This is a genomic window from Bradyrhizobium sp. CCBAU 21365, assembly GCF_015291305.1.
Classification (GTDB): Bacteria; Pseudomonadota; Alphaproteobacteria; order Rhizobiales; family Xanthobacteraceae; genus Bradyrhizobium; species Bradyrhizobium elkanii.
On record NZ_CP030036.1, the window covers coordinates 2002300 to 2022296 of the forward strand.

Below are 19997 nucleotides of genomic sequence, written 5' to 3' on the forward strand. Positions count from 1 at the left end.
GGCTGCCCCGGAATGACGAGTTGAGAGTGCGGGGCGTCCCATGGAAACCATCGGCAGCCAAAAGATCTGGTCGTTCTTCGACCGCCGCGGATGCCAGGTCGCGAAGAACGCGGCGGTGCGGGAGGGACCGGGCCATCGCGTCGGCTCTTATCTCGAGCTCGCCACCAAGATCGCCGAGCTGCAATTCCTCAACCGCGATCATGTGCTGCTGTTTCGCGGCCAGGGCGCCGACTACAGGAACATCAAGCGCAACTCGTCGCTGAAGCCGACGCTGTTTCGCGGCGGCCGCGGCAATCCCGATCAAGCGACGCTGGCCGGGCGGTTCGATGCGCTGCAACGCGCCGAGCGGATCCTGATCGCCGAATACGCCAGGGAAAAGCTGCTCGGGCTGGAGCGGTTGAAGCGGCATCGCATCCTGCGCTGGTCGATCCTGCAGCATTACGAGGTCTGCACCACGCCGCTGCTCGACGTCACCCATTCGATCCGGATCGCCGCCTCCTTTGCCTCGCTGGCGGAGACCGGCACCGCCTTCCTCTATGTGCTCGGCGTGCCGAATCTGAGCGGGGCGATCACCGCGAGCGCCGAGGCCGGCCTGCAGATCGTGCGGCTCGCCAGCGTCTGCCCGCCGTCGGCGGTGCGCCCGCATATCCAGGAGGGCTATCTGCTCGGCGAGTATCCGGAGATGTCCGGCACCGAGCAGAAGGAGAACTATTTTCCCTACGAGATGGATTTCGGCCGGCGCCTGGTCGCAAAATTCTCGTTCGCGCCGGCGACGTTCTGGAAGAACGACAATTTTCCGCAGGTGGCGAAGAGCGCGCTCTATCCGTCGGAGAAAAGCGATCCGCTGTTCCGGCTGGCGCTCGGGGTGAAGAGGCAGCTGGGCGGCTAATCGCGTGTCGCGATGACGCGCAGGTGTAACGCGCAGGCATATGTATGACCCGCGGGCCGCGCAGCATCCTCAGTGTCGTCCCGGGCTTGACCCGGGACCCATAACCACAAATGTCCGTGTTGCACGACGCTTTGGTCCCGGCGCGCTCAACAACCCAATCCTGTGGTTATGGGTCCCTGTGTCTTGGAAGTGTGTCAGGATGAGGGTGGGCGGGAAGCCGTTGGGTCCTTGGCGCTTGACGCCGTGAGCCGGCTCGGTCTCCCGCCCGTTCCATCTATCAACCTGAACAGTTGCACGAGGCTGCACCAACAGACCTCGCATCACAGGGACAGGCACCGTGATCATAGCTCTTCGTTACGTCGGAATCGACATCTCCAAGAAACACCTCGATATCTTTGATGAGGCTGACGGCGTGCCGAGGCGCATTGCCAACGCGACACAGGCCATCACACAGCAGGTGGCGCGTTGGCAATGCGATGCGCTGGTGGTCTTCGAGGCGACGGGTATCTATGACCTCGCGCTTCGCGAGGCGCTGCGTCAGGCCGGGATCCAGTTCGCACGGATCAACCCGGCCCGTGCCCGCGACTTTGCACGGGCCAGCGGCCTACTCGCCAAGACCGATCCGATCGATGCGCGGATGCTGGCGGCCTTTGCGCGGGCCATGCAGCCCGCCCCCGAGCAGGTCGCCGATCCTGCACGGGGCGCCTTGGCGAGGCTTGCAAAACGGCGGGATCAGCTGGTCCTCATGCGCGCCCAGGAGAAGAACCGGCGCAGCGAGGCCGACGATCGCGCCATGGCCGAACGCATCGGCCGCCTCATCGAGGTCCTCGACAGCGAGATCGCCGAGATCGAGGCCGACATCAGCGCATTGATTAAAGCCGAAGCGCAGATCGCGGACGATGCGAAGTTAATGCGTTCGCTGCCCGGCGTGGGTCCCGTGGCCTGCATGCAGCTCATCGCGCAGATGCCGGAACTCGGGCGGGTCGGACCGAAACAACTCGCAGCGCTCGCTGGCCTTGCTCCCTTCAACGTCGACAGCGGCACCTTCCGCGGCAAGCGCAAGATTGCGGGCGGCCGAAAGCGCGTTCGTGACGCCCTTTATATGGCGGCCCTCAACGCAGTTCGCAGAGCTGATCCGTTCAAGGCCTTCTATGCACGACTGCGACAGGCCGGAAAACCAGCCAAACTCGCCCTCATCGCCGTCGCCAGGAAGCTGCTCACGGTCCTCAATGCCATGATGCGAGACCGAAAGCCGTACCTGCAGACCAAACCAACATAACAGTTGCCGGCTTTCGCCGAGACGACGCCGGTCGAGGTGCGCGGGTTGCGCCGCGCCATTGAGCTACTGGCTCGCCCTCGCGGCATCGCGCGCGATCCGCCGCGCCGCCGTCTTCTCCATCATCCGTTGCATCGTCTTCCAGTATCTCGCCGGACGGAAGCGTTGCAGCAGGTCCATGAAGTATGCGTCCTTGCCGATCAGGATGCGCGGCTGGTTCTTCTCGATGCCGGCGATGATGCGCTGCGCGGCCGCGGTCGGCGTGGTCCTGGCCAGCGCGTCGAAGCGCTCGATCGATTCGGCGCGGCGGGCATTGTCGGTGACGCCGGTGCCGGCGCGCGAGTTGCGCGCGATGCTGGTGGCGACGCCGCCGGGATGCACGACGGACAGGCGCACCGGGCTGTTCGCCACCGCAAGCTCGTGGCGCAGGCTTTCCGAGAAGCCGCGCACCGCGAACTTGGCCGCGCAATAGGCGCTCTGGCCGGGCGGGGCGATGATGCCGAAGATCGAGGAGATGTTGACGATATGCGCCTCGCGCTGCCGCGAAAGCTGCGGCAGGAAGGCGCGGGTGCCGTGCACCACACCCCAGAAATTGATGTTGAACAGCCACTCCATCTGCGCCTGATCGATCTCGCCGAACTCGCCGAGCAGCGCGACGCCGGCATTGTTGACGACGATGTTGAGCGAGGGATGCGCTGTAACGGCGGCCTCCGCGAACGCCGTGATCTGGTCCGGCTCGCTGACGTCGAGGCGGTGCACGGTGACCTTGCGCGGGCTCGCTTTCGCGATCTCCGCGGCGGCGGCCTGCAGGCCGGCCTCGTCGCGGTCGGCGATCGCCAGATCGCAGCCGCGCAGCGCCAGTTCATGCGCGAGCGCGCGGCCGATGCCGCTGGCGGCTCCGGTCACGGCGGCGGCGGATCCAGGGATCGCGGTCATGTCGGGTGAGCTCCATCTCAACGGGGGTGGTGGTTGCCAAGCGAGGAACACGGCATTTCCACGCTTTTCTCAAATTGGAACTGAACCATCCAGTGATTTTGAGCATTTAATCTATGTTACGCGCTCGAACCGAAGCATTCAAACCGAGGGAGCCACACCCATGGGACAGTCAAAGCCCTATCGTGCGAAGGCCCTGGTGGTTGAGGACGATCCGATGCAGCGCGAGATGATCGGGCTGCTGCTGGAGGAAAGCGAGTTCGACGTCATCGCCTGCGAGAGCGCCGAAGCCGCCGAACTGGTGTTGCAGGGCAACGGCGACAACGTCGTGCTGATGATGACCGACGTCGAATTGGCCGGACACATGACCGGCGTCGAGCTCGCTTATGCCGCGAAGAAGTACAGACCCGATCTCGACGTGATCGTCACCTCGGGCAAACCGCTGCGGCAGCGCCTGCCCGACGGCGCCTTGTTCTGGGCCAAGCCCTGGGCGCCGCTCGACGTGATCCGGGTCGCCGAGATGAAGGCGTCGGAGCTTTCGCATCGCGGATGGCGCAGGTCGTCATAACGGGGTGTCGGCGCGGGCGCCGGGGCCTCCGTCCAGCAGCCGCTTCCGCCGTCCCCGTCGCCGTGATATTGGCGGATGATGTCCCGCCCGCCGAGGGCTTGAAGTGACGGATTTGAAGTGACCTGGTCCTTTCTGCTGACGTCGCTGATCGTGGTGGCCTCGCCCGGCACCGGTGTGCTCTATACGCTGGCGGTGGCGCTGACCCGGGGGGCGCGGGCGAGCGTCGCGGCGGCGTTCGGCTGCACGCTCGGGATCGTGCCGCAGATGATCGCGGCGATGCTCGGGCTCGCCGCCATTCTGCACACCAGCGCCGTGGCGTTCGCGGCGCTGAAATGGGGTGGCGTCGTCTATCTGCTCTACATGGCCTGGCAGGCGTTGCGCGAGCGCGGCGCGCTCGCCGTCGACACCGCGATCAAGCCGGGCTCGCGCCGGCGGGTGATCGTGACCGCCATCCTGATCAACATCCTCAATCCAAAGCTGTCGATCTTCTTCCTGGCTTTCCTGCCGCAGTTCATCGCGGTCGACGAGCCGCACCCGCTGGCGCGGATGGCCGAGCTCAGCTGTGTGTTCATGGCGATGACCTTCGCGGTGTTCGCGGTTTACGGGCTGTTCGCCGCCTCGGTGCGCGACCGCGTCATCACCCGGCCGAAGGTGATGGCCTGGCTGCGGCGGAGCTTTGCCGCGGGCTTTGCCCTGCTCGGCGCCAGGCTCGCCTTCGCGGAGCGCTGACGTCGCGGCCGCTACGCCCTGACGCAGGCAATAAAAAAGCAGGCGTTGCGCCTGCTGCCTTGCGCCCCGTCCGTCGGGGCCGATCGATGTAGGGCCGGTGAATTCGAGGTTGACGTCGCTGCGACCGGTTATCCTGGTCCGGGTGCCCGGGCAGGGCAAGCGCCGCTACCCGGGCTGGAATTCGTTACTTCTTGGCGGCCTTCTTCTTGGTGGCCTTTTTCGCCTTCGCCTTCTTCGCCTTCTTCGCTTTCTTAGCCATAGTATCCTCTCAGGGTTTCATGGATTGAACGCGACTCCGAGGCATGCTTGGCGGAGGGCCAGCCTCGCAACATCCTCGATATCAAACTCAGCAGATTCGGAGGCTGCTGCCGCGTGCTGTCACGGCGCCGTCATCGTGTTATCCACAGCTGTTACGTGTTTTCGCCAGTTTTTCGCAAAGCGCGGGCATGTCGCGCGTCGCGGCGTCGTCGCATCCGTCATGCTTAACGATGCGCAAACGGCGGATGCGCAGATCTTCATCAATTCAAAACCACAGCACGGATTGCCACGTTGCGGGTGACGCTCCGTTAAGCGGCGCAGCGGCATGCTCGTCCGCAAGACAACGGGGGTTGTCATTGGAGGAAACGCCCGGGGGGGCGGACGGTCATTCCAGGAGAGGCGAGACCGATACGGGTCTCGAACAGGGGCGATGTTGAGCGTTCCGACGCTTTGGACGGTATTCATTATCAATTTTCTCGCGCTCGGGCTGATCTGGGCCTATGTCGCGCGCAGCTATCCTGCTTTCGGCGCGGCGCGGTTCTGGACCGCATCCGCCTTGGTCGCCTCCGCCGGCGCCAGCTGCGCGATGCTTCGCGTGATGCTGACGGACTCGCTGCTGCCGCTGCTTGCGGCGGGGACCTTGATGGTGTTCGCCGCCGGCCTTGCCGCGATGGGCATCGAGCGGTTCTACGACAAGCCCGCGACCTGGCGCACCACCCTGCTGACCACGGCGCTGGCCTTCGCCGGTCTCGGCACCTTCATCTTCGCCTATGACAGCATGCCGATGCGCATCCTGGTCTACACCGTTGCCCAGGTCACGCCGTTCGCGCTGACGCTGAAGCTGTTGCTGTCGTCCGAGAACGGCCGCGTCAGCCCCGGTGCCCGGCTCGCCGGCATCGTCGCCTCCGTGCTGATCGGCATCTACGCGCTACGTGCTGTCGGCGCGCTGCTGCAGCCCGGCGAGTTCTCCTTCGTCCGCTTCTCTGCGGGCCAGTCGCTGGTGATCCTGCTGATGGTGTTCCTGTCGATGGCGCTCAATTTCGGCTTCCTGCTGATGGCGATCGACCGGCTGCGCAACGAGGTCGCCGACCTCGCGCTGCTCGACGATCTCACCGGCGTCGGCAACCGCCGCCATCTCCTGCAGCGGCTGACCGAGGAATGCGCGCGCTCCGACCGCAACGGCGAGGCGTTCGCGCTGCTGGTGATCGACCTCGACGGCTTCAAGGGCATCAACGACACCCATGGCCACGCCGCCGGCGACGCCTGCCTGCAGCATTTCACGCTGATGGCGCAGACGCGGCTGCGGCCTGGCGACATGCTGGCCCGCACCGGCGGTGACGAGTTCTGCATCGTGCTGCCGTCCTCGACGCTGCGCGAGGGCGCGATGATCGCGCGCCGCGTGCTCGAGGTCTGCCGCGCCGACGCCGAGCAGTGCACCGGCAAGGACATCCCGATCGTGGTCTCGATCGGCGTCGCGCAATGGACCCGCGAGATCGGCCTGCATCCCGATCGCCTGGTCGCCGCCGCCGACCACGCGCTCTACGACGCCAAGAAGGGCGGCAAGAACGGCTATGCGACCTGCGAGCCGAAGGCGCCGGAGATGGCCGATCCGCTGGAGGCGACCCTGCGCAAGCGCGCCTGAGCGTGCTAACGAGGGACCGAACGACGCCGGGACTTCCGCAATGACGCCTCGCCTGCTCGCCGCGCTCCTTGCGCTGGTGCTGTCCTCCGCCGTATCAGCCGAAACGCCCGATCTCGCGGCCATCGCGCGATCGCAAGGCACGCCCGAGATTCCCGGCTTGAAGATGGTCTGGCTGACGCCCTGGGGCGACGTCGCCAAATCGCATCCGTGGCGCAACATCATCGTGCACCAGACCGAGGGGCCGCAGGGCTCGGCGCGATACGGCGCCGAGGCGCAGCACAAGAACCCGACCCGGCGCGGCGTCATGGTCTGGGTCGAAACCGACGGCACGGTCTATTGGGCGGTCGCCGACAACCTCGTTCCGACCCACACCGATGGCGCCGATCGCAACGACAACAAATACATCGACAACAGCAAGACCTATCACCTGGTGAACAAGGACACGTCGATCGGCGTCGAGTTCGCCGGCAATTACCCGGACGTCACGACCGGCCCGACCGACGCGCAGATCGCGGCCTGGCGGGTGCTGGTGAAGCTGCTGCGCGCGCGTTACGGCATTCCGCCGGAGCGCGTCTACGCGCACAACTGGATCGACTTCAAGGACGCCCGCTACTGCGAAGGCTGCGCGCTCGCGACCATGGCGCGGCAGTGGGCCGAGTAGGGCGGGTACTCATCATGCTTGGACGAGGACGCTCGGCCCAGCAAGCAGCTGTCATCGCCCGGCTTCGACCGGGCGATCCAGTAGAGACGCCAGTGCTTGAGCCGAGAGGCCGCGGCTTCTCCCGGCGTCGTCCCTGCGAAAGCAGGGACCCATACTCCGAGCAATCTGCCGTGAACGGGACTCGTCATTCCAGCATTGCGCAACAATGAACTTCGGTGGTTATGGGTCCCTGCTTTCGCAGGGACGACGATGAGGATGGTTCTCGCACGATACCACGCGCCGTCATTGCGTACGTCGTCTCGGTGTCATCGTCCGGCTTGACGCTGCGGCGTACCGGATTCCCCGCTTTCGCTGAGCCTTTTCAGAACAAGCGCTCGCGTTAACGACGCTTGGCGATTTCCAGCCTGAGCGAAATCGTTTCGAGGCTTGTTAAAATTTGCCGGGTACCCCTTCCGGGCATAGCGAGCAGGGGAGAGGTATGGGCAAGCGGGCCAAACGCGGAAAGATCGAAACGCTCACCCTGCCGGTCGCCGGAAGAGTTGTAGTTGGCGTCGTGGCCGCTGCCGCATTGGGGTACGGCTTGCTGTGGCGGCCGGCGAGCGTTCAACCGATACGGAAGCAAGCCGCGCACCAGGTGCCAGCGCCATCTAGTCCGACGCCGTCGACTCCCATTCACGTCGCGGCGCCGGTTCAGGCTCCAGCGCCAGCTCCGGTTCCAATCCCGGTCCCCGCACCGCGGATCGAAACACCAAAAGCAGCTGACGCTCCCGGAAGATTTGTTCGGCAGGTGGTTGACTACGTCAGTCACCAGCCGCCGGGCACCGTCGTCATCGATACCAGAAACACATTTCTCTATCTCGTTCTGAACGGCGGGCAAGCGATGCGCTACGGCATCGGTGTCGGCCGCGAAGGTTTCACATGGTCCGGTGAACAGGTCGTTGCCCGCAAGACGGAGTGGCCGGATTGGCGTCCGCCTGCAGAGATGCTTACGCGCCAGCCTTATCTGCCGCGGTTCATGGCAGGCGGTCCCGGCAATCCGCTCGGCGCCCGGGCGATGTATCTGGGCGAAACCGAATACAGAATTCACGGCACCAACAAGCCCGATACGATCGGGAAGCGGGTTTCGTCCGGCTGTATCCGGCTGACCAATGACGACGTCACGGACCTTTATGAGCGGGTGAAAGTCGGAGCGAAAGTGATCGTGCTTCCGGCACAAGCTGCCCCTCTGTTGGCCGAAAAATGATAGCTGGGACGATACGGTCACTTTTTCAAAGTACGGGTCGTCAAAGCAATACAAGGTGTCCCTGCGCGGTGGGATGATGGGTATCGCTGCGCTCCACCCATCCCACAGTTCTGATACCCTCACTTCGCTACTGGCTCGGCAGCAAGAATGGGTGCAGTATTCCGTTCCGGCAACTTCTTGGCTTGAAACTCGGGGGTGCGTGTGGACAGTCAATCGAAAGCGAGCGCTCATCACGCTCTGAATCGGCGCGACGTTTTACTTGCGACGACCGCATTGGCGGCAGCGTCCACAATCGCGGCGACATCAAATGATCCTGCTCGCGCTCAAATGGGACCTGCGCCGAGTGGCCCTCCAAATATTGTGTACTTTCTGGTCGACAATCTCGGCTATGGCGAGCTCGGATGCTATGGCGGCGGCATCCTGCGCGGCGCGGATACTCGTCGCATCGATGCATTCGCCGGCGAGGGCATGAAGCTGCTCAACTTCGCCCCCGAAGCGCAGTGCACCCCATCGCGATCTGCCCTATTGACCGGTCGGTATGCCGTCCGCTCGGGCAACCACACCGTTGCCCTTCCCGGTGACGATGGTGGCCTGGTCGCCTGGGAACGAACGATCGGAGACGTTTTGTCCGCGAAGGGCTACGCAACTGCCTGCTTCGGCAAATGGCACGTCGGCGCAGCAGCCGGCCGCTGGCCCACCGATCACGGCTTCGACGAATGGTACGGGCCCCCGCGCACGTGGGACGAATCTTACTGGCCCGATGATCCCTGGTATGACCCCAAGCGCGACGGCGTCAGCAGCATGATGGAAGCGCAGCGCGGCCAGACGCCACGGGACGTCAAGCAGCTCACGCTCGACGTTCGGCGCGACGTCGACGCCGAGTTTCTCGACCGCGCCAAGGGCTTCATGCGCCGCAGCGTCCAGGCCGGCAAGCCGTTCTTCCTGTACTTCAACCACTCGCTGATGCACATGCCGACGATCCCGCGAGCCTCGTTCAAGGGCAAGTCGGGCCAAGGCGACTGGGCGGATTGCCTGCTCGAGCTCGACTCCGACTTCGGCGAAGTCCTCGACACGCTGAAGGAACTGAAGATTGACGACAACACCATCGTGGTATTCTCCGGCGATAACGGCCCGGAGGAGCTCGAACCGTGGCGCGGGCATTCCGGCTTCTTCGACGGCTCCTACTTCACCGGCATGGAAGGATCGCTGCGAACGCCTTGTCTGGTGCGCTATCCCGGTCGGGTACCGGCCGGCAGGCAGAGCAACGACGTCGTCCACATCACCGACATGTTCACGACGCTGTTGCGGTGGGCCGGGGCCGAGCCGCCGCCGGACCGCGTCATCGATGGCGTCGACCAGCGCGCATTCCTCGAAGGAAAGCAGGACGGCTCGGCCCGTGACGGTTTTCCATACTGGATGGGAAGCACGCTCTACGGCGTCAAGTGGCGCAATTTCAAGATGGTCATGTACCTGCAACGGACCAGCCTGGAGCCGTCGCAGAAACTGGCCAGCCCGCACATCGTCAACCTGACCGTCGATCCCAAGGAGCGCAAGGCGATCGATCTGCCGTACATGCACACCTGGACGGCAGTACACTTCGGACAGATCCTGAAGGATTTTGAGCAAAGCGTCCGGCGCGAGCCGCTGATCCCGTCCGGCGCGCCGCTGGATCATGTCCCCGTTCGGAGGACTTAATCGGGACCTCTCTCGGCATGGAGTCAAACCGATGCGAAGAACATCGACCCTTTGTCTGGCGATTGTCGCGCTGACCGCATCGGCGAACCTCACGCCGACCCTCGCCGATGAGGGTGGCGTCAGCTTCTGGCTTCCCGGCAATTTCGGCAGCCTGGCTGCCGTGCCCGGAACGCCGGGGTGGTCATGGGCGACGATCTACTACCATGGCGAAGCGGCGGCAGCAGCCAACGCCCCATTCCCCCGTGGCGGACGTACCGACGTCGGCATCAGCGGCCGCGGCGATCTCGCTTTCTTCGGGCCGACCTACACATTCGCCACCCCGGTGCTCGGCGGCCAAGCCGCCATCAGCATCCTCGGCGCTGCCGGCCGCAACGAGGCCTCTGCAGCGTTGTCGCTGACCGGACCGCTCGGCAACACCATCGCGCTCGCTCGCACGCAGGAACTCACCTCCTTTGGTGACGTGATCCCGAGCGCTACCCTGAAGTGGAATTTCGGGACCAACAACCTGATGGTCTACGGCATGGGCGACATCCCGATCGGTGACTACGATCCTGCCCGCCTGGCTAATCTCGGCATTGGTCACGCCGCCGTCGATTTCGGCGGCGGCTACACCTACTTCGACCCGAAGTCCGGCAACGAGTTCTCCTGGGTCGCCGGACTCACCTACAACTTCAAGAACCCCGACACGCAGTATCGAAACGGGGCGGACTTCCACATCGATTGGGGTGCCTCCCATTTCTTCGACAGCAAGCTCCAGCTCGGCTTGGTTGGCTACTACTTCCAGCAGGTCGCCGACGACGTCGGCGCGCCGGCGTCGCTTGGCGGCTTCCGCTCCCGCGTCGCCGGGGTCGGTCCGCAGGCCGGCTACATCTTTCCGATGGGCGACAAGCTGCAGGGATACGTGAACCTGAAAGGCTACTGGGAATTCGCCGCCCAGAACCGCGCGGTGGGCTGGAACACTTGGCTGACCTTCGCGATCTCGCCTGCCGCGCCGGAGCCGACATCCGCCAAACCGGTCATGCGGAGATATTGAGAACCGGTCACGTTCAGGTCGCGCAACGGCGAGACGCCTGCTTCTGGCCACCTACGGATGTCGCGGCGGCGCAGAGCGATGTCGCCTTTTTGGCCCTCAGCCTACGTGGCAAGAGCGCCTCCGCTCCCGAGGCTGATGCGGACATTCGTCGGCAGGCGGATTGATGGGCATACGTCCTGGATCGAGGTACATGCCGAAGCATCAGGCCAAAAACCAGCCGCTTAGGATGGGTGGAGCGAAGCGATACCCATCGACCTTGTGGTGCGCGCGCTACGCCTTCTGACCGAAGCGGTCCTGCACGCGGATGGCGCGCCGTCGCGTGCGCCATCCGCTCCTGCAATCGATCTCTTGCGAAGAAAAAGAGCCTCAGGCCTTCAGGTCCGTGATCCGCATGATCGCGACCACATTCCCGTCGTTGTACGCCTGCTCTTTTGTTTCCTTGTTGCAGGTCCAGACAAAATTCTTCTTGCCCGTAAAGGTCTTTCCGTCCTGCTCAAGCCGAAGCTCCCCTTCGGTGATATGGCAGATCATGGCATTCATCATCGGGGGACCCATGGTCTTCGATCCCGGCTGCATAATGACATCGCGCATCGAGACCGTCTTGAATCCTGGGATCAGGGATGGTGTCTCGCCTTCATATTCGCGCAACACGACGCCTGGCCAAGGTGCACTATCCTTGTAGCCCGTGGCTTGAGCCTCGGCGGGCTTGATCATGGCAGTCGAAACCGCTGCCAACGCGATTCCCAGTGCGGACCTTCGATCGACCTTCCTCATCGCTTTTCTCCCGACGTTACCGAACGAGCCGCCGCAAATGCAGCGCGCAAAGTTCGTGGTGAACGGTGGTGCGAAACCGAAAAAAGAACGGCCTCTAAGAGAGCGTGCCTGCCGATAGCACCAGTGCTGCTCGTTTTGCCCGGACGGTGATTTCGGCACGTCCCGTTTCAAGGGCCGTGACATTCTACGTCACCTGACGCATCCGGGGAACAGGTGGCGTTGCACGAAGACACTGCGGCCTGTCAGGAATGTCCGAAATTGGCCCCTTGGCCGACATGAACCAAGTTTGCCTCGCTTGTTCGCGTCCGAGGCTGATGCGGACATTCGTCGGCAGGCGGATCTATCGGCATACGTCCAGTGCTTCCCGGAATGCTGCCCCCGAAGGCAGTCCCGGTTTGATCTAGATCAAGATCGCCTTAATCGAGTGAGTGTCACCTGTATCAACTTCAGGGCGGCCATGCGGCACCGCGGCATTCGAGCGAAGCTCAAGCGCACGCGCGATATCGCCATTTGCGATGGTCCGTCAGATATATCGAAAAAATGATCTGCATACCCGGCGGGACGTTCCGCATGGGATCGGACAAGCATTATCCGAAGGAGGCGCCGGCACACCTTCGATGCATCAGTCGAGGAGTTTCCTAACGCATCATAAACAGGAGAGCGTAGCCATGTTGAGTTCTGTATTGCCCGACGAGCCGTCGCCCCCTACTGGAACGCCGCCCCGCAAGACATCTGGCTGGCTCAAGGGGGCCTGCGCCTCGTTGCTCAGCACGACGATGCTGATGGCCTTGTCCGGTCCGGTCAGCACACCGGCGTTGGCGCAAAACCAGCAAAAGCCAAACATTCTCTTCATCATGGGTGACGACATCGGCTGGATGCAGCCGAGCATCTACCACCGCGGATTGATGGTCGGGGAGACGCCGAATATCGATCGCATCGGCAACGAAGGCGCGATGTTCACGCACTACTACGCTGAGCAGAGCTGCACGGCCGGGCGTACGGCCTTCTTAACCGGCATGCAGCCCGTTCGCGTCGGCATGGTCTTGCCGGAAATTCCCGGTAGCCCATCCTATCTGCGGACGGGGACGCCGACGCTTGCCAAGTTCCTGCTCGATCTCGGCTATACCACCGGCGAGTTCGGCAAGAACCATCTCGGCGACCACACCGAGTCGCTGCCGGCTGCGCAAGGCTTCCAGGAATACTGGGGCTATCTCTATCACCTCGACGCCATGCAAGGGGTGAGCTTCCCCGACCTCAACAAAACCGCGACCCAGCAGACCCTTGCGCCGCCATGCAAGAACACGCCGATCCCCGGCGTGGCTGAGGTCCCCGGCGCTGTAGATCCCAGGACCACGGTTTGCCTGACGCCGCCGCGTCCGATGCTCGCCTGCAAGTCCTCGGACGGCACCGCAAAGAACATGACCTGCAAGGATGAGGGTCCGCTGACTCTCGAGCGATCCAAGACCGTGGACGAAGAAATCTCGGCCAAGGTCGTCGACTTCCTCGATCGCAACGACCCGAAGAAGACCAGCAAGCCGTTCTTCGTCTGGTACAACCCGGCACGCATGCACATCACGACCGTGCTGCCGGACAAGTATCTGACCATGGTGGGCGAGCCTGGCGGCAAGGATTGGGGCGTCAACGAAGCCGGCATGAAGCAGATGGATGACAACATCGGCGTGGTACTGAAGAAGCTCGAAGACATGGGCCAACTCGACAACACGATCGTCGTCTTCACCACCGACAACGGCGCCGAGACCATCACCTTCCCGGACGGCGGCGTCACACCGTTCAAGGGCGGCAAGCTGAGCACCTGGGAGGGCGGCATGCGCGCTCCGATGGTGATTCGCTGGCCCGGCGTCATCAAGCCCGGCACGGTCAAGAACGAAATGTTTTCCGCCCTCGACTGGCTCCCGACCCTCGTCGAGATCGCCGGCGGGCCCAAGGGCGACGCACTGAAGCAACAGGTCGAGGCCGGCTATCCTAATATGGTCAAGACCACCCTCGACGGTGTTAATCAGATCGATTATCTGAGCGGCAAGTCCGACAAGTCGGCCCGCGACCACTTCTTGTATTACTCCGGCAAGGAGCCGTCGGCGGTCCGCTACAAGAACTGGAAGATGTACTTCGCGATGGTGTCGGACTCACCAGCTGGCTTCATTGCCGGTGTGCAGCCCTACTCCTGGACCCAGGTCGTCAACATCAAGCGCGATCCTTTCGAAACCTCCGTTGGTACACAGCTGAAGACGTTGTTCGGCATGGCCGGGGCTATTGCTTCTCCGTCTACTGCCTACGTCTATGATTGGAACATGCTGCCGATCGGCCAGCAGCTGTGGCTGAGGCACCTAGAGACCTTCATCAAATTCCCGCCGCTGCAGGACCCGGCCAGCTACAACCTGGAGCAGGTCATGCAGCGAGTGAAGGACATGAAGACGGCCGGCCGCAGCGACTAATGGCAACATCTGGCCGCGATTGAGAACAACAGAGGCGGCCGGCGCGAAAGCGCCGGCCGCCTGTCCCCGGGCATCCAGAAACTCCACGAGAAGCGCAAGATGAGGCTTTCAACGAAGAAGGATTGGAAGCGGATTATCTTTGCATTCGAATAGGTGAGATGGAGCGCTCCCGAAGCGTGCCCAAAGAACTAGCGATGTCAGCTTGTGGCCCCGAAACCGACATGACCAAGTGCGCCTCGCGTGTCCGCTCCCGAGGCTGATGCGGACATTTGTCGGCAGGCGGACTGATCGAGGCGCGTGCCGAGCCCCACTTTGCAAACAACAAAAAAGCCGGCGTTGCCGCCGGCTTTCGTGTCTCTTGGTTCGTCGCAGCGCGATCAGTGCGCGGCTTCGAGCGCGGCTTCCTGCCGGGCAATCGTGCCCTTGACGGCCGACTGCACCTTCTCGAACGCGCGGACCTCGATCTGCCGCACGCGCTCGCGCGACACGCCGAACTCGGCGGCGAGGTCTTCCAGCGTCATCGGCTCGTCCGCCAGACGCCGCGCCTCGAAGATGCGGCGTTCGCGCGGGTTGAGCACGCCGATCGCACCGTTCAGGGCCTGGCGGCGATGATCGAACTCCTCGCTCTCGGCCATCAGGGCTTCGGCGTTGGGCGAGTTGTCGACCAGCCAATCCTGCCATTCGCCGGCTTCGCCGTCGTCGCGGATCGGGGCGTTGAGCGACGCGTCACCGCCGAGGCGGCGGTTCATGTCGATCACGTCCTGATCGGTCACGCCGAGGCGCTTGGCAATCAGCTTCACCTGGTCGGGGTGGAGATCACCCTCTTCCAGGGCGGAGATCTTGCTCTTCGCCTTGCGCAGGTTGAAGAAGAGCTTCTTCTGGTTCGCGGTGGTGCCCATCTTCACGAGCGACCAGGAACGCAAAATGTACTCTTGTATTGACGCCTTGATCCACCACATGGCGTAAGTGGCGAGACGGAAGCCCTTCTCGGGCTCGAATCGCTTCACCGCCTGCATCAGGCCGACATTGCCTTCCGAGACGACCTCGGAGATCGGCAAGCCGTAGCCGCGATAGCCCATGGCGATCTTGGCCACGAGCCTGAGATGGCTGGTGACGAGCTTATGCGCCGCGTCGCGATCGTCATGCTCGCGCCAACGCTTGGCGAGCATGTACTCCTGCTGGGGTTCCAGCATCGGGAACTTGCGGATCTCGGCGAGGTATCGAGAGAGGCCGGATTCTCCATTGAGGACCGGCAACGTAGCTGTACGGGCCATTTGAGCGCCCTCCAGTGGTTCAGGCCCCCGATAGCGGCGGGCCCGGCAGGTGGCCGCTGGGTTAAAGCCGGCCATGCTGCGATGTTCCGCGCTGGATATTCAGCGCAGGTGCAACATACACCAAACTGTCCGTGATAGGGAAGGATTGCTGACGTCACGTCCCCGTGTGGCAGGTATAACCTGTTGTCATAACGCGGCTTTTCCGGAAGGGGTGCGTCATACCGCCGCTTCCAGCGCCCGTTGCAGAAGAAGCAAATCCTCCGGCAAAGGCGCCTCCCAGTGCAAAAGTTCTCCGGTCCGGGGGTGCTCCAATGCCAGCAGATAGGCGTGCAGGGCCTGCCGGCCGAGGGCGGTGAGTGCGTCCTTACCTTCCGCGCCGAGTTGCCCGGCCTTGGTCTTGAAGTGGGCGCCGTAAACGCTGTCGCCGAGCAGGGGATGGCCGAGATGGGCGAGGTGCACCCGGATCTGATGGGTTCGCCCGGTCTCGAGCCGGCACGCCAGCAGCGATGCGACCGGCTTGCCGTCGCGGCCGGCAAAGCTCGCGAGCACCTCGAAATGGGTGATCGCCTCGCGGCCGCCCTGGCGCACCGCCATCTTCTCGCGGGCGTGCGGGTGGCGGTCGATCGGCGCGTCGATCGTGCCGTGGGGCCGGTTCGGCACGCCCCAGACGAACGCCATGTAGCCGCGCTCCATCGGGCCGGTGCGGCCATGGTCGGCGAACTGCGCGGTCAGCGACTGGTGGGCGTGGTCGTTCTTGGCGACCACCATCAGCCCCGTGGTGTCCTTGTCGAGGCGGTGCACGATGCCCGGCCGCTTGACCCCGCCGATGCCGGACAGGCTCGCGCCGCAATGCGCGATCAGCGCGTTGACCAGCGTGCCGCTGGCGTGGCCGGCGGCGGGATGCACGACGAGGCCCCTCGGCTTGTCGATGACGATGATGTCGTCGTCCTCGAACACGATATCGAGCGCGATGTCCTCGCCCTGCGGCTCGGCGGGCGCGGCCTCCGGCACGTCGATTATGATCGTATCGCCCTTGGCGACATGATAAGCGGGGTCGCGGACGACGGCGTCCTTGACGGTCACGGAACCGGCGAGGATCAGCGCCTTCAGCCGGGACCGCGACAGCTCGGGACTGCGCTGCGCGAGCACGCGGTCGAGCCGGGCCGAGCCCTCGTCGCCGGCGACGACGACCTCCAGCTTCCGACCGCCATTCGAAGAGACTTGTTGCGAAGACACTTGCAAAGATAGAGCCTTGTGATGACCGACACCGCTGCGACCGAACCGACCCCCGACCAGGCCGCGCTGATCGCGCGGGTGCGGCGCATGATGCTGATCGCGGGCCTGACCTCGGCACTGGCCGTGGCCGTCGTCTTGATTGCCATCGGCTACCGCCTTTATCGCAGCGAGGGAAGCCCCGTTTCCGTTTCCGACGTCACTGCTGCGCTGCCGAAGGGCGCCCGCATCGTCGCCACCGGCGTCGCCGGCGAGCGATTGATCCTCACGCTTGATGTGGGCGGTGCAACAGAGATTCGCACATTTGATGCAAAGACGCTGAAACCTGTCGGCAGGCTGAGCTTCGTCAACGAACCCTGATCGCAGCAATCGCGAAGCCGCGCCGTCGATCAACCGAAAGCTGCAGCGTATTTTTTGCGCATGCGTTCGCGCATCGAGAAGGTGTGTCGCCATCTTTTCGGCCGAGTTGCACGTTCAGCTTGCGCCATGTCGCGATCCAACTCCAACGCTTCCATCGAACAGTCCGGTGAATCCGATGCGGCAGGGTCGTGCGCCGACCCGACGCGCCGCGCGGTGTTGACCGCGCTCGCGAGCTGCGCCTGCCTCGCCGCGATCGAGCCTGCGGCCGCCGACGATGACGAACAGCCCGGCGCCAATGAGCGGCCGCAAAAAGCCGATCGGCTCGTGCGCGCCGAGGGCGACAAGGCGGGCCAGGTCATCAAGTCGGAAGATCTGACCTTGGGCGGCCCGCCCATTCGCGCCTGGCCGCAGGACCCGAACACCTCGGTCGTCCGCAAGGGCTCGCGGCTGAACGAGGTCGTGCTCGTCAAGCTCGATCCGAACGAGCTCGACGATGCCACGCGCGCCCGCGCCCCTGACGGCATCGTCTGCTACTCGGTCGTCTGCACGCATGCCGGATGTCCGATCACCGCCTGGTTGAAGGAGGAGCAGGGCGACAAGAACGTTCTGAAATGCCTCTGTCACAACTCCGAATACGATCCGCGGCAGAATGCGCAGGTCGTGTTCGGGCCGGCGCCACGTCGCCTCGCGGCATTGCCGCTGACGGTTGCCGACGGCGCGATCACGGTCGCAGCGCCATTCGTCGGAAAGGTGGGTGCTCAGCAGGGAGGATGAGGCCACATCGGGATTTCTGCATGACCTAAATTGAAAAAATCAAAACAGAGCAGGGAGGTAGCATCTCATGACAAGCAAGCAGTGGTTACTGTCGAGTTGTGTCGCATTCACGTGCCTCATTTCGACCTATGCCGTCGCGGGGCCGATCGAAAACTACAGTTCGGTGACCTCGGCGCGTCTCGAAAATCCCGAACCCGGCAACTGGATGCTGTATCGCCGGACCTATGACGGACAGGGGTATAGTCCGCTCAACCAGATCAACACCTCCAACGTCAAGGACCTCAAGCCGGTCTGGACCTTCTCGACCGGCGTCATCGAGGGCCATGAGGCGCCGCCGATCGTCAACAACGGCGTGATGTTCGCCGCGACCCCGATGGGACAGGTGATCGCGCTCAACGCCAAGACCGGCGAGGAGTATTGGCGCTACAAGCGGCAGCTTCCCGACGATCTGTTCCAGCTGCATCCGACCAGCCGCGGCGTCGGCCTGTGGCAGGACAAGGTCTACTTCGCCACCACCGACGACCATGTCGTCGCGCTCGACGCCAAGACCGGCAAGGTGGTCTGGGACACCAAGGTCCAGGACTACAAGAAGGGTCAATACCTGACGCTGATGCCGCTGGTGATCGACGGCAAGGTGATCGTCGGCGGCTCCGGCGGCGAGTTCGGCGTGCGCGGCTATGTCGTCGCCTACGATGCCGAGAGCGGCAAGGAGCTCTGGCGCACCTTCACCATCCCCGGCGAAGGCGAGCCCGGGCACGAGACCTGGAGCGGCGACGACTGGAAGTCGGGCGGTGGATCGGCCTGGATGACCGGCACCTACGACAAGGACAACAAGACGATCCTCTGGGGCGTCGGCAACGCTGCGCCCTGGCCGGGCTCGGCACACGCCGGCGACAACCTCTACACCAGCTCGGTGATCGGTCTCGATCCCGAGACGGGCAAGATCAAGAAGCACTTCCAGTATCACCAGAACGATTCCTGGGACTGGGACGAGGTCGACGCGCCGATGCTGGTCGACCTGCAGCGTGACGGACGGTCGTTCAAGAGCCTGATCCACCCGGGACGCGACGCGATCTTCTGGATACTCGAGAACAAGCCCGACAAGATCAACTACGTGTCCGGCTGGCCGTTCGTGAAGACCAATGTCTGGAAGGGCATCGAGGCCGAGACCGGCCGGCCGATCGTCGATCCCGAGCACAAGCCGGTGCTCGGCAAGCGGGTCGAGTTCTGCCCGTCGCTATGGGGCGGCAAGGATTGGCCGTCGGCGGCGTACAGCCAGAGCACCAAGCTCGTCTACGTTCCCGCCAACGAGAACTTCTGCGGCGGCTTCACGGGCGAGAAGCAGCCGCTGGTGCCCGGCCAGCTCTGGCTCGGCACCAAGCCGGAGGACATCGGGCTGACGCCGGCACCGAACGCCGATCATTTCGGCGAGTTGCAGGCGTGGGATCCGGCCACCGGCAAGAAGGTCTGGCAGCACGACTTCAAGACCTCGCAGCTGTTCGGATCGGTGACGGCGACCGCGGGCGACCTGGTTCTCGCCGGCGGCACCAATGACCGGATGTTCCGCATCTTCAACGCCAAGACCGGCGAGCTGTTGTGGGAGCAGAAGACCAACTCCGGCATCATGGCGATGCCGATGTCCTATGAGGTCGACGGAACGCAATACATCGCGGTCCAGTCGGGCTGGGGCGTCGACGCGCAGCGCATCCAGGACGCTCTGGCCGGCAAGGTCAAGGGCTTCGAGAACAACGTCCCGCAAGGCGGCGTGATCTGGGTGTTCGCGCTCGACAAGAAGTAAGCGCGCGATCTGGAGCGTGATCTGATTGAATCGGATCATGCTCCCAAGCCTTTGTTGGACTCAGCGACAGGGGGCGATGCGATCGGGAAGCGGCGGATGGGGAGACCGCCGCTTCCCGGTCTGCGCTTGCGTTACTTGCCCTTGGTATCGACCTTCCGCTTCTCGTCGTCGTTCATCTGCTTGATCGTGGGATCGCGGCTCGCTTCCCCGGTGGTCTGGCCGGTGGTCGACGGCGGGCCGCTGCTCGGAACCGACGTCTGGTCGGGCAGCACCTTGGCCGGGCGCGTTGCGGTCGCTTTCGGCGGCGAGTCCGACTGTGCGAGCGCAGCCTGCGTCGCAAAAAGAAAGACGCCCGCGGACAGGGCTGCCGCGAGCGTCCCGAATGTTTGAGGTGAGGTTCTCAT

Annotated in this window: 18 protein-coding genes; 13 read left to right on the forward strand and 5 right to left on the reverse strand. The window is 63.8% G+C overall.

The annotated features are described in order from the left end of the window. The first annotated feature begins 40 nt into the window (after window positions 1–40). Together XI02_RS09470 and XI02_RS09475 are read left to right on the forward strand one after the other, a co-directional pair. Window positions 41–889, forward strand: coding sequence for an FRG domain-containing protein (locus XI02_RS09470; protein ID WP_069278912.1), 849 nt, complete (start codon window positions 41–43; stop codon window positions 887–889). Window positions 890–1226: 337 nt separating this feature from the next. Next, a complete protein-coding gene (locus XI02_RS09475) occupies window positions 1227–2168 on the forward strand; it encodes an IS110 family transposase (protein ID WP_018271587.1) in 942 nt (313 codons plus the stop codon). Window positions 2169–2231: 63 nt separating this feature from the next. Here XI02_RS09475 and XI02_RS09480 read toward each other — a convergent pair whose 3' ends face one another. After that, on the reverse strand, window positions 2232–3101 hold the full coding sequence (locus XI02_RS09480) for an SDR family oxidoreductase (RefSeq protein WP_172648484.1): 870 nt from the start codon (window positions 3099–3101) through the stop codon (window positions 2232–2234). Between the two features lie 160 nt (window positions 3102–3261). Here XI02_RS09480 and XI02_RS09485 point away from each other — a divergent pair, with 160 nt between their 5' ends. The 7 genes from XI02_RS09485 (at window position 3262) to XI02_RS09515 (ending at window position 10927) form a co-directional block, all read left to right on the forward strand. Next, entirely contained in the window at window positions 3262–3666 is a 405-nt protein-coding gene (locus tag XI02_RS09485; protein WP_018269841.1) for a response regulator, read from the forward strand. Between the two features lie 117 nt (window positions 3667–3783). Continuing rightward, the gene (locus XI02_RS09490) at window positions 3784–4395 is read left to right on the forward strand and encodes a LysE family translocator (protein WP_172648483.1); all 612 of its coding nucleotides are present in this window, start codon (window positions 3784–3786) and stop codon (window positions 4393–4395) included. Window positions 4396–5083: 688 nt separating this feature from the next. Next, window positions 5084–6295: a GGDEF domain-containing protein gene (locus XI02_RS09495; protein ID WP_172648482.1), complete on the forward strand. Its 1212-nt coding sequence runs from the start codon at window positions 5084–5086 to the stop codon at window positions 6293–6295. Between the two features lie 40 nt (window positions 6296–6335). Continuing rightward, a complete protein-coding gene (locus XI02_RS09500; RefSeq protein ID WP_172648481.1) occupies window positions 6336–6956 on the forward strand; it encodes a peptidoglycan recognition family protein in 621 nt (206 codons plus the stop codon). Window positions 6957–7434: 478 nt separating this feature from the next. After that, window positions 7435–8199 (forward strand): L,D-transpeptidase, encoded by a 765-nt coding sequence (locus tag XI02_RS45185; protein ID WP_244980758.1) that lies wholly within the window; start codon window positions 7435–7437, stop codon window positions 8197–8199. A gap of 360 nt (window positions 8200–8559) precedes the next feature. After that, on the forward strand, window positions 8560–9894 hold the full coding sequence (locus XI02_RS09510) for an arylsulfatase (protein ID WP_197971332.1): 1335 nt from the start codon (window positions 8560–8562) through the stop codon (window positions 9892–9894). A gap of 31 nt (window positions 9895–9925) precedes the next feature. Continuing rightward, window positions 9926–10927 (forward strand): transporter, encoded by a 1002-nt coding sequence (locus XI02_RS09515; protein ID WP_172648478.1) that lies wholly within the window; start codon window positions 9926–9928, stop codon window positions 10925–10927. A gap of 366 nt (window positions 10928–11293) precedes the next feature. Here the strand turns inward: XI02_RS09515 and XI02_RS09520 are convergent, their stop codons facing one another. Then, complete coding sequence (locus XI02_RS09520) at window positions 11294–11701, reverse strand: hypothetical protein (RefSeq protein ID WP_026192274.1); 408 nt, start codon at window positions 11699–11701, stop codon at window positions 11294–11296. Between the two features lie 776 nt (window positions 11702–12477). Between XI02_RS09520 and XI02_RS09525 the strand changes: the two genes are divergently transcribed. After that, window positions 12478–14154, forward strand: coding sequence for an arylsulfatase (locus XI02_RS09525; RefSeq protein WP_370143918.1), 1677 nt, complete (start codon window positions 12478–12480; stop codon window positions 14152–14154). Between the two features lie 377 nt (window positions 14155–14531). Here XI02_RS09525 and rpoH read toward each other — a convergent pair whose 3' ends face one another. After that, window positions 14532–15428 carry an RNA polymerase sigma factor RpoH gene (gene rpoH, locus XI02_RS09530; RefSeq protein ID WP_024581019.1) on the reverse strand — a complete coding sequence of 299 codons (897 nt, stop codon included), beginning with the start codon at window positions 15426–15428 and terminating at the stop codon, window positions 14532–14534. Between the two features lie 216 nt (window positions 15429–15644). After that, window positions 15645–16664: an RluA family pseudouridine synthase gene (locus XI02_RS09535; RefSeq protein ID WP_244980757.1), complete on the reverse strand. Its 1020-nt coding sequence runs from the start codon at window positions 16662–16664 to the stop codon at window positions 15645–15647. Between the two features lie 21 nt (window positions 16665–16685). Here XI02_RS09535 and XI02_RS09540 point away from each other — a divergent pair, with 21 nt between their 5' ends. From XI02_RS09540 to XI02_RS09550, 3 genes are all read left to right on the forward strand, one after another. Next, window positions 16686–17021 carry a hypothetical protein gene (locus XI02_RS09540; RefSeq protein WP_172648477.1) on the forward strand — a complete coding sequence of 112 codons (336 nt, stop codon included), beginning with the start codon at window positions 16686–16688 and terminating at the stop codon, window positions 17019–17021. A gap of 126 nt (window positions 17022–17147) precedes the next feature. Continuing rightward, entirely contained in the window at window positions 17148–17795 is a 648-nt protein-coding gene (locus tag XI02_RS09545) for a ubiquinol-cytochrome c reductase iron-sulfur subunit (protein WP_137482194.1), read from the forward strand. Between the two features lie 67 nt (window positions 17796–17862). After that, window positions 17863–19593, forward strand: a complete 1731-nt coding sequence (locus XI02_RS09550) for a methanol/ethanol family PQQ-dependent dehydrogenase (RefSeq protein ID WP_016844869.1) — start codon at window positions 17863–17865, stop codon at window positions 19591–19593. 131 nt (window positions 19594–19724) lie between these two features. Here XI02_RS09550 and XI02_RS09555 read toward each other — a convergent pair whose 3' ends face one another. Then, entirely contained in the window at window positions 19725–19997 is a 273-nt protein-coding gene (locus XI02_RS09555) for a hypothetical protein (protein ID WP_016844870.1), read from the reverse strand.

Bases quoted from the DNA above. Each gene is read 5' to 3' on its own strand.
- XI02_RS09470 (WP_069278912.1), top strand. From the start codon at position 41: ATGGAAACCATCGGCAGCCAAAAGATCTGGTCGTTCTTCGACCGCCGC.
- XI02_RS09480 (WP_172648484.1), bottom strand. From the start codon at position 3,101: ATGACCGCGATCCCTGGATCCGCCGCCGCCGTGACCGGAGCCGCCAGC.
- XI02_RS09485 (WP_018269841.1), top strand. From the start codon at position 3,262: ATGGGACAGTCAAAGCCCTATCGTGCGAAGGCCCTGGTGGTTGAGGAC.
- XI02_RS09495 (WP_172648482.1), top strand. From the start codon at position 5,084: ATGTTGAGCGTTCCGACGCTTTGGACGGTATTCATTATCAATTTTCTC.
- XI02_RS09500 (WP_172648481.1), top strand. From the start codon at position 6,336: ATGACGCCTCGCCTGCTCGCCGCGCTCCTTGCGCTGGTGCTGTCCTCC.
- XI02_RS45185 (WP_244980758.1), top strand. From the start codon at position 7,435: ATGGGCAAGCGGGCCAAACGCGGAAAGATCGAAACGCTCACCCTGCCG.
- XI02_RS09515 (WP_172648478.1), top strand. From the start codon at position 9,926: ATGCGAAGAACATCGACCCTTTGTCTGGCGATTGTCGCGCTGACCGCA.
- XI02_RS09520 (WP_026192274.1), bottom strand. From the start codon at position 11,701: ATGAGGAAGGTCGATCGAAGGTCCGCACTGGGAATCGCGTTGGCAGCG.
- XI02_RS09525 (WP_370143918.1), top strand. From the start codon at position 12,478: ATGCTGATGGCCTTGTCCGGTCCGGTCAGCACACCGGCGTTGGCGCAA.
- rpoH (WP_024581019.1), bottom strand. From the start codon at position 15,428: ATGGCCCGTACAGCTACGTTGCCGGTCCTCAATGGAGAATCCGGCCTC.
- XI02_RS09540 (WP_172648477.1), top strand. From the start codon at position 16,686: ATGACCGACACCGCTGCGACCGAACCGACCCCCGACCAGGCCGCGCTG.
- XI02_RS09545 (WP_137482194.1), top strand. From the start codon at position 17,148: ATGTCGCGATCCAACTCCAACGCTTCCATCGAACAGTCCGGTGAATCC.
- XI02_RS09550 (WP_016844869.1), top strand. From the start codon at position 17,863: ATGACAAGCAAGCAGTGGTTACTGTCGAGTTGTGTCGCATTCACGTGC.
- XI02_RS09555 (WP_016844870.1), bottom strand. From the start codon at position 19,997: ATGAGAACCTCACCTCAAACATTCGGGACGCTCGCGGCAGCCCTGTCC.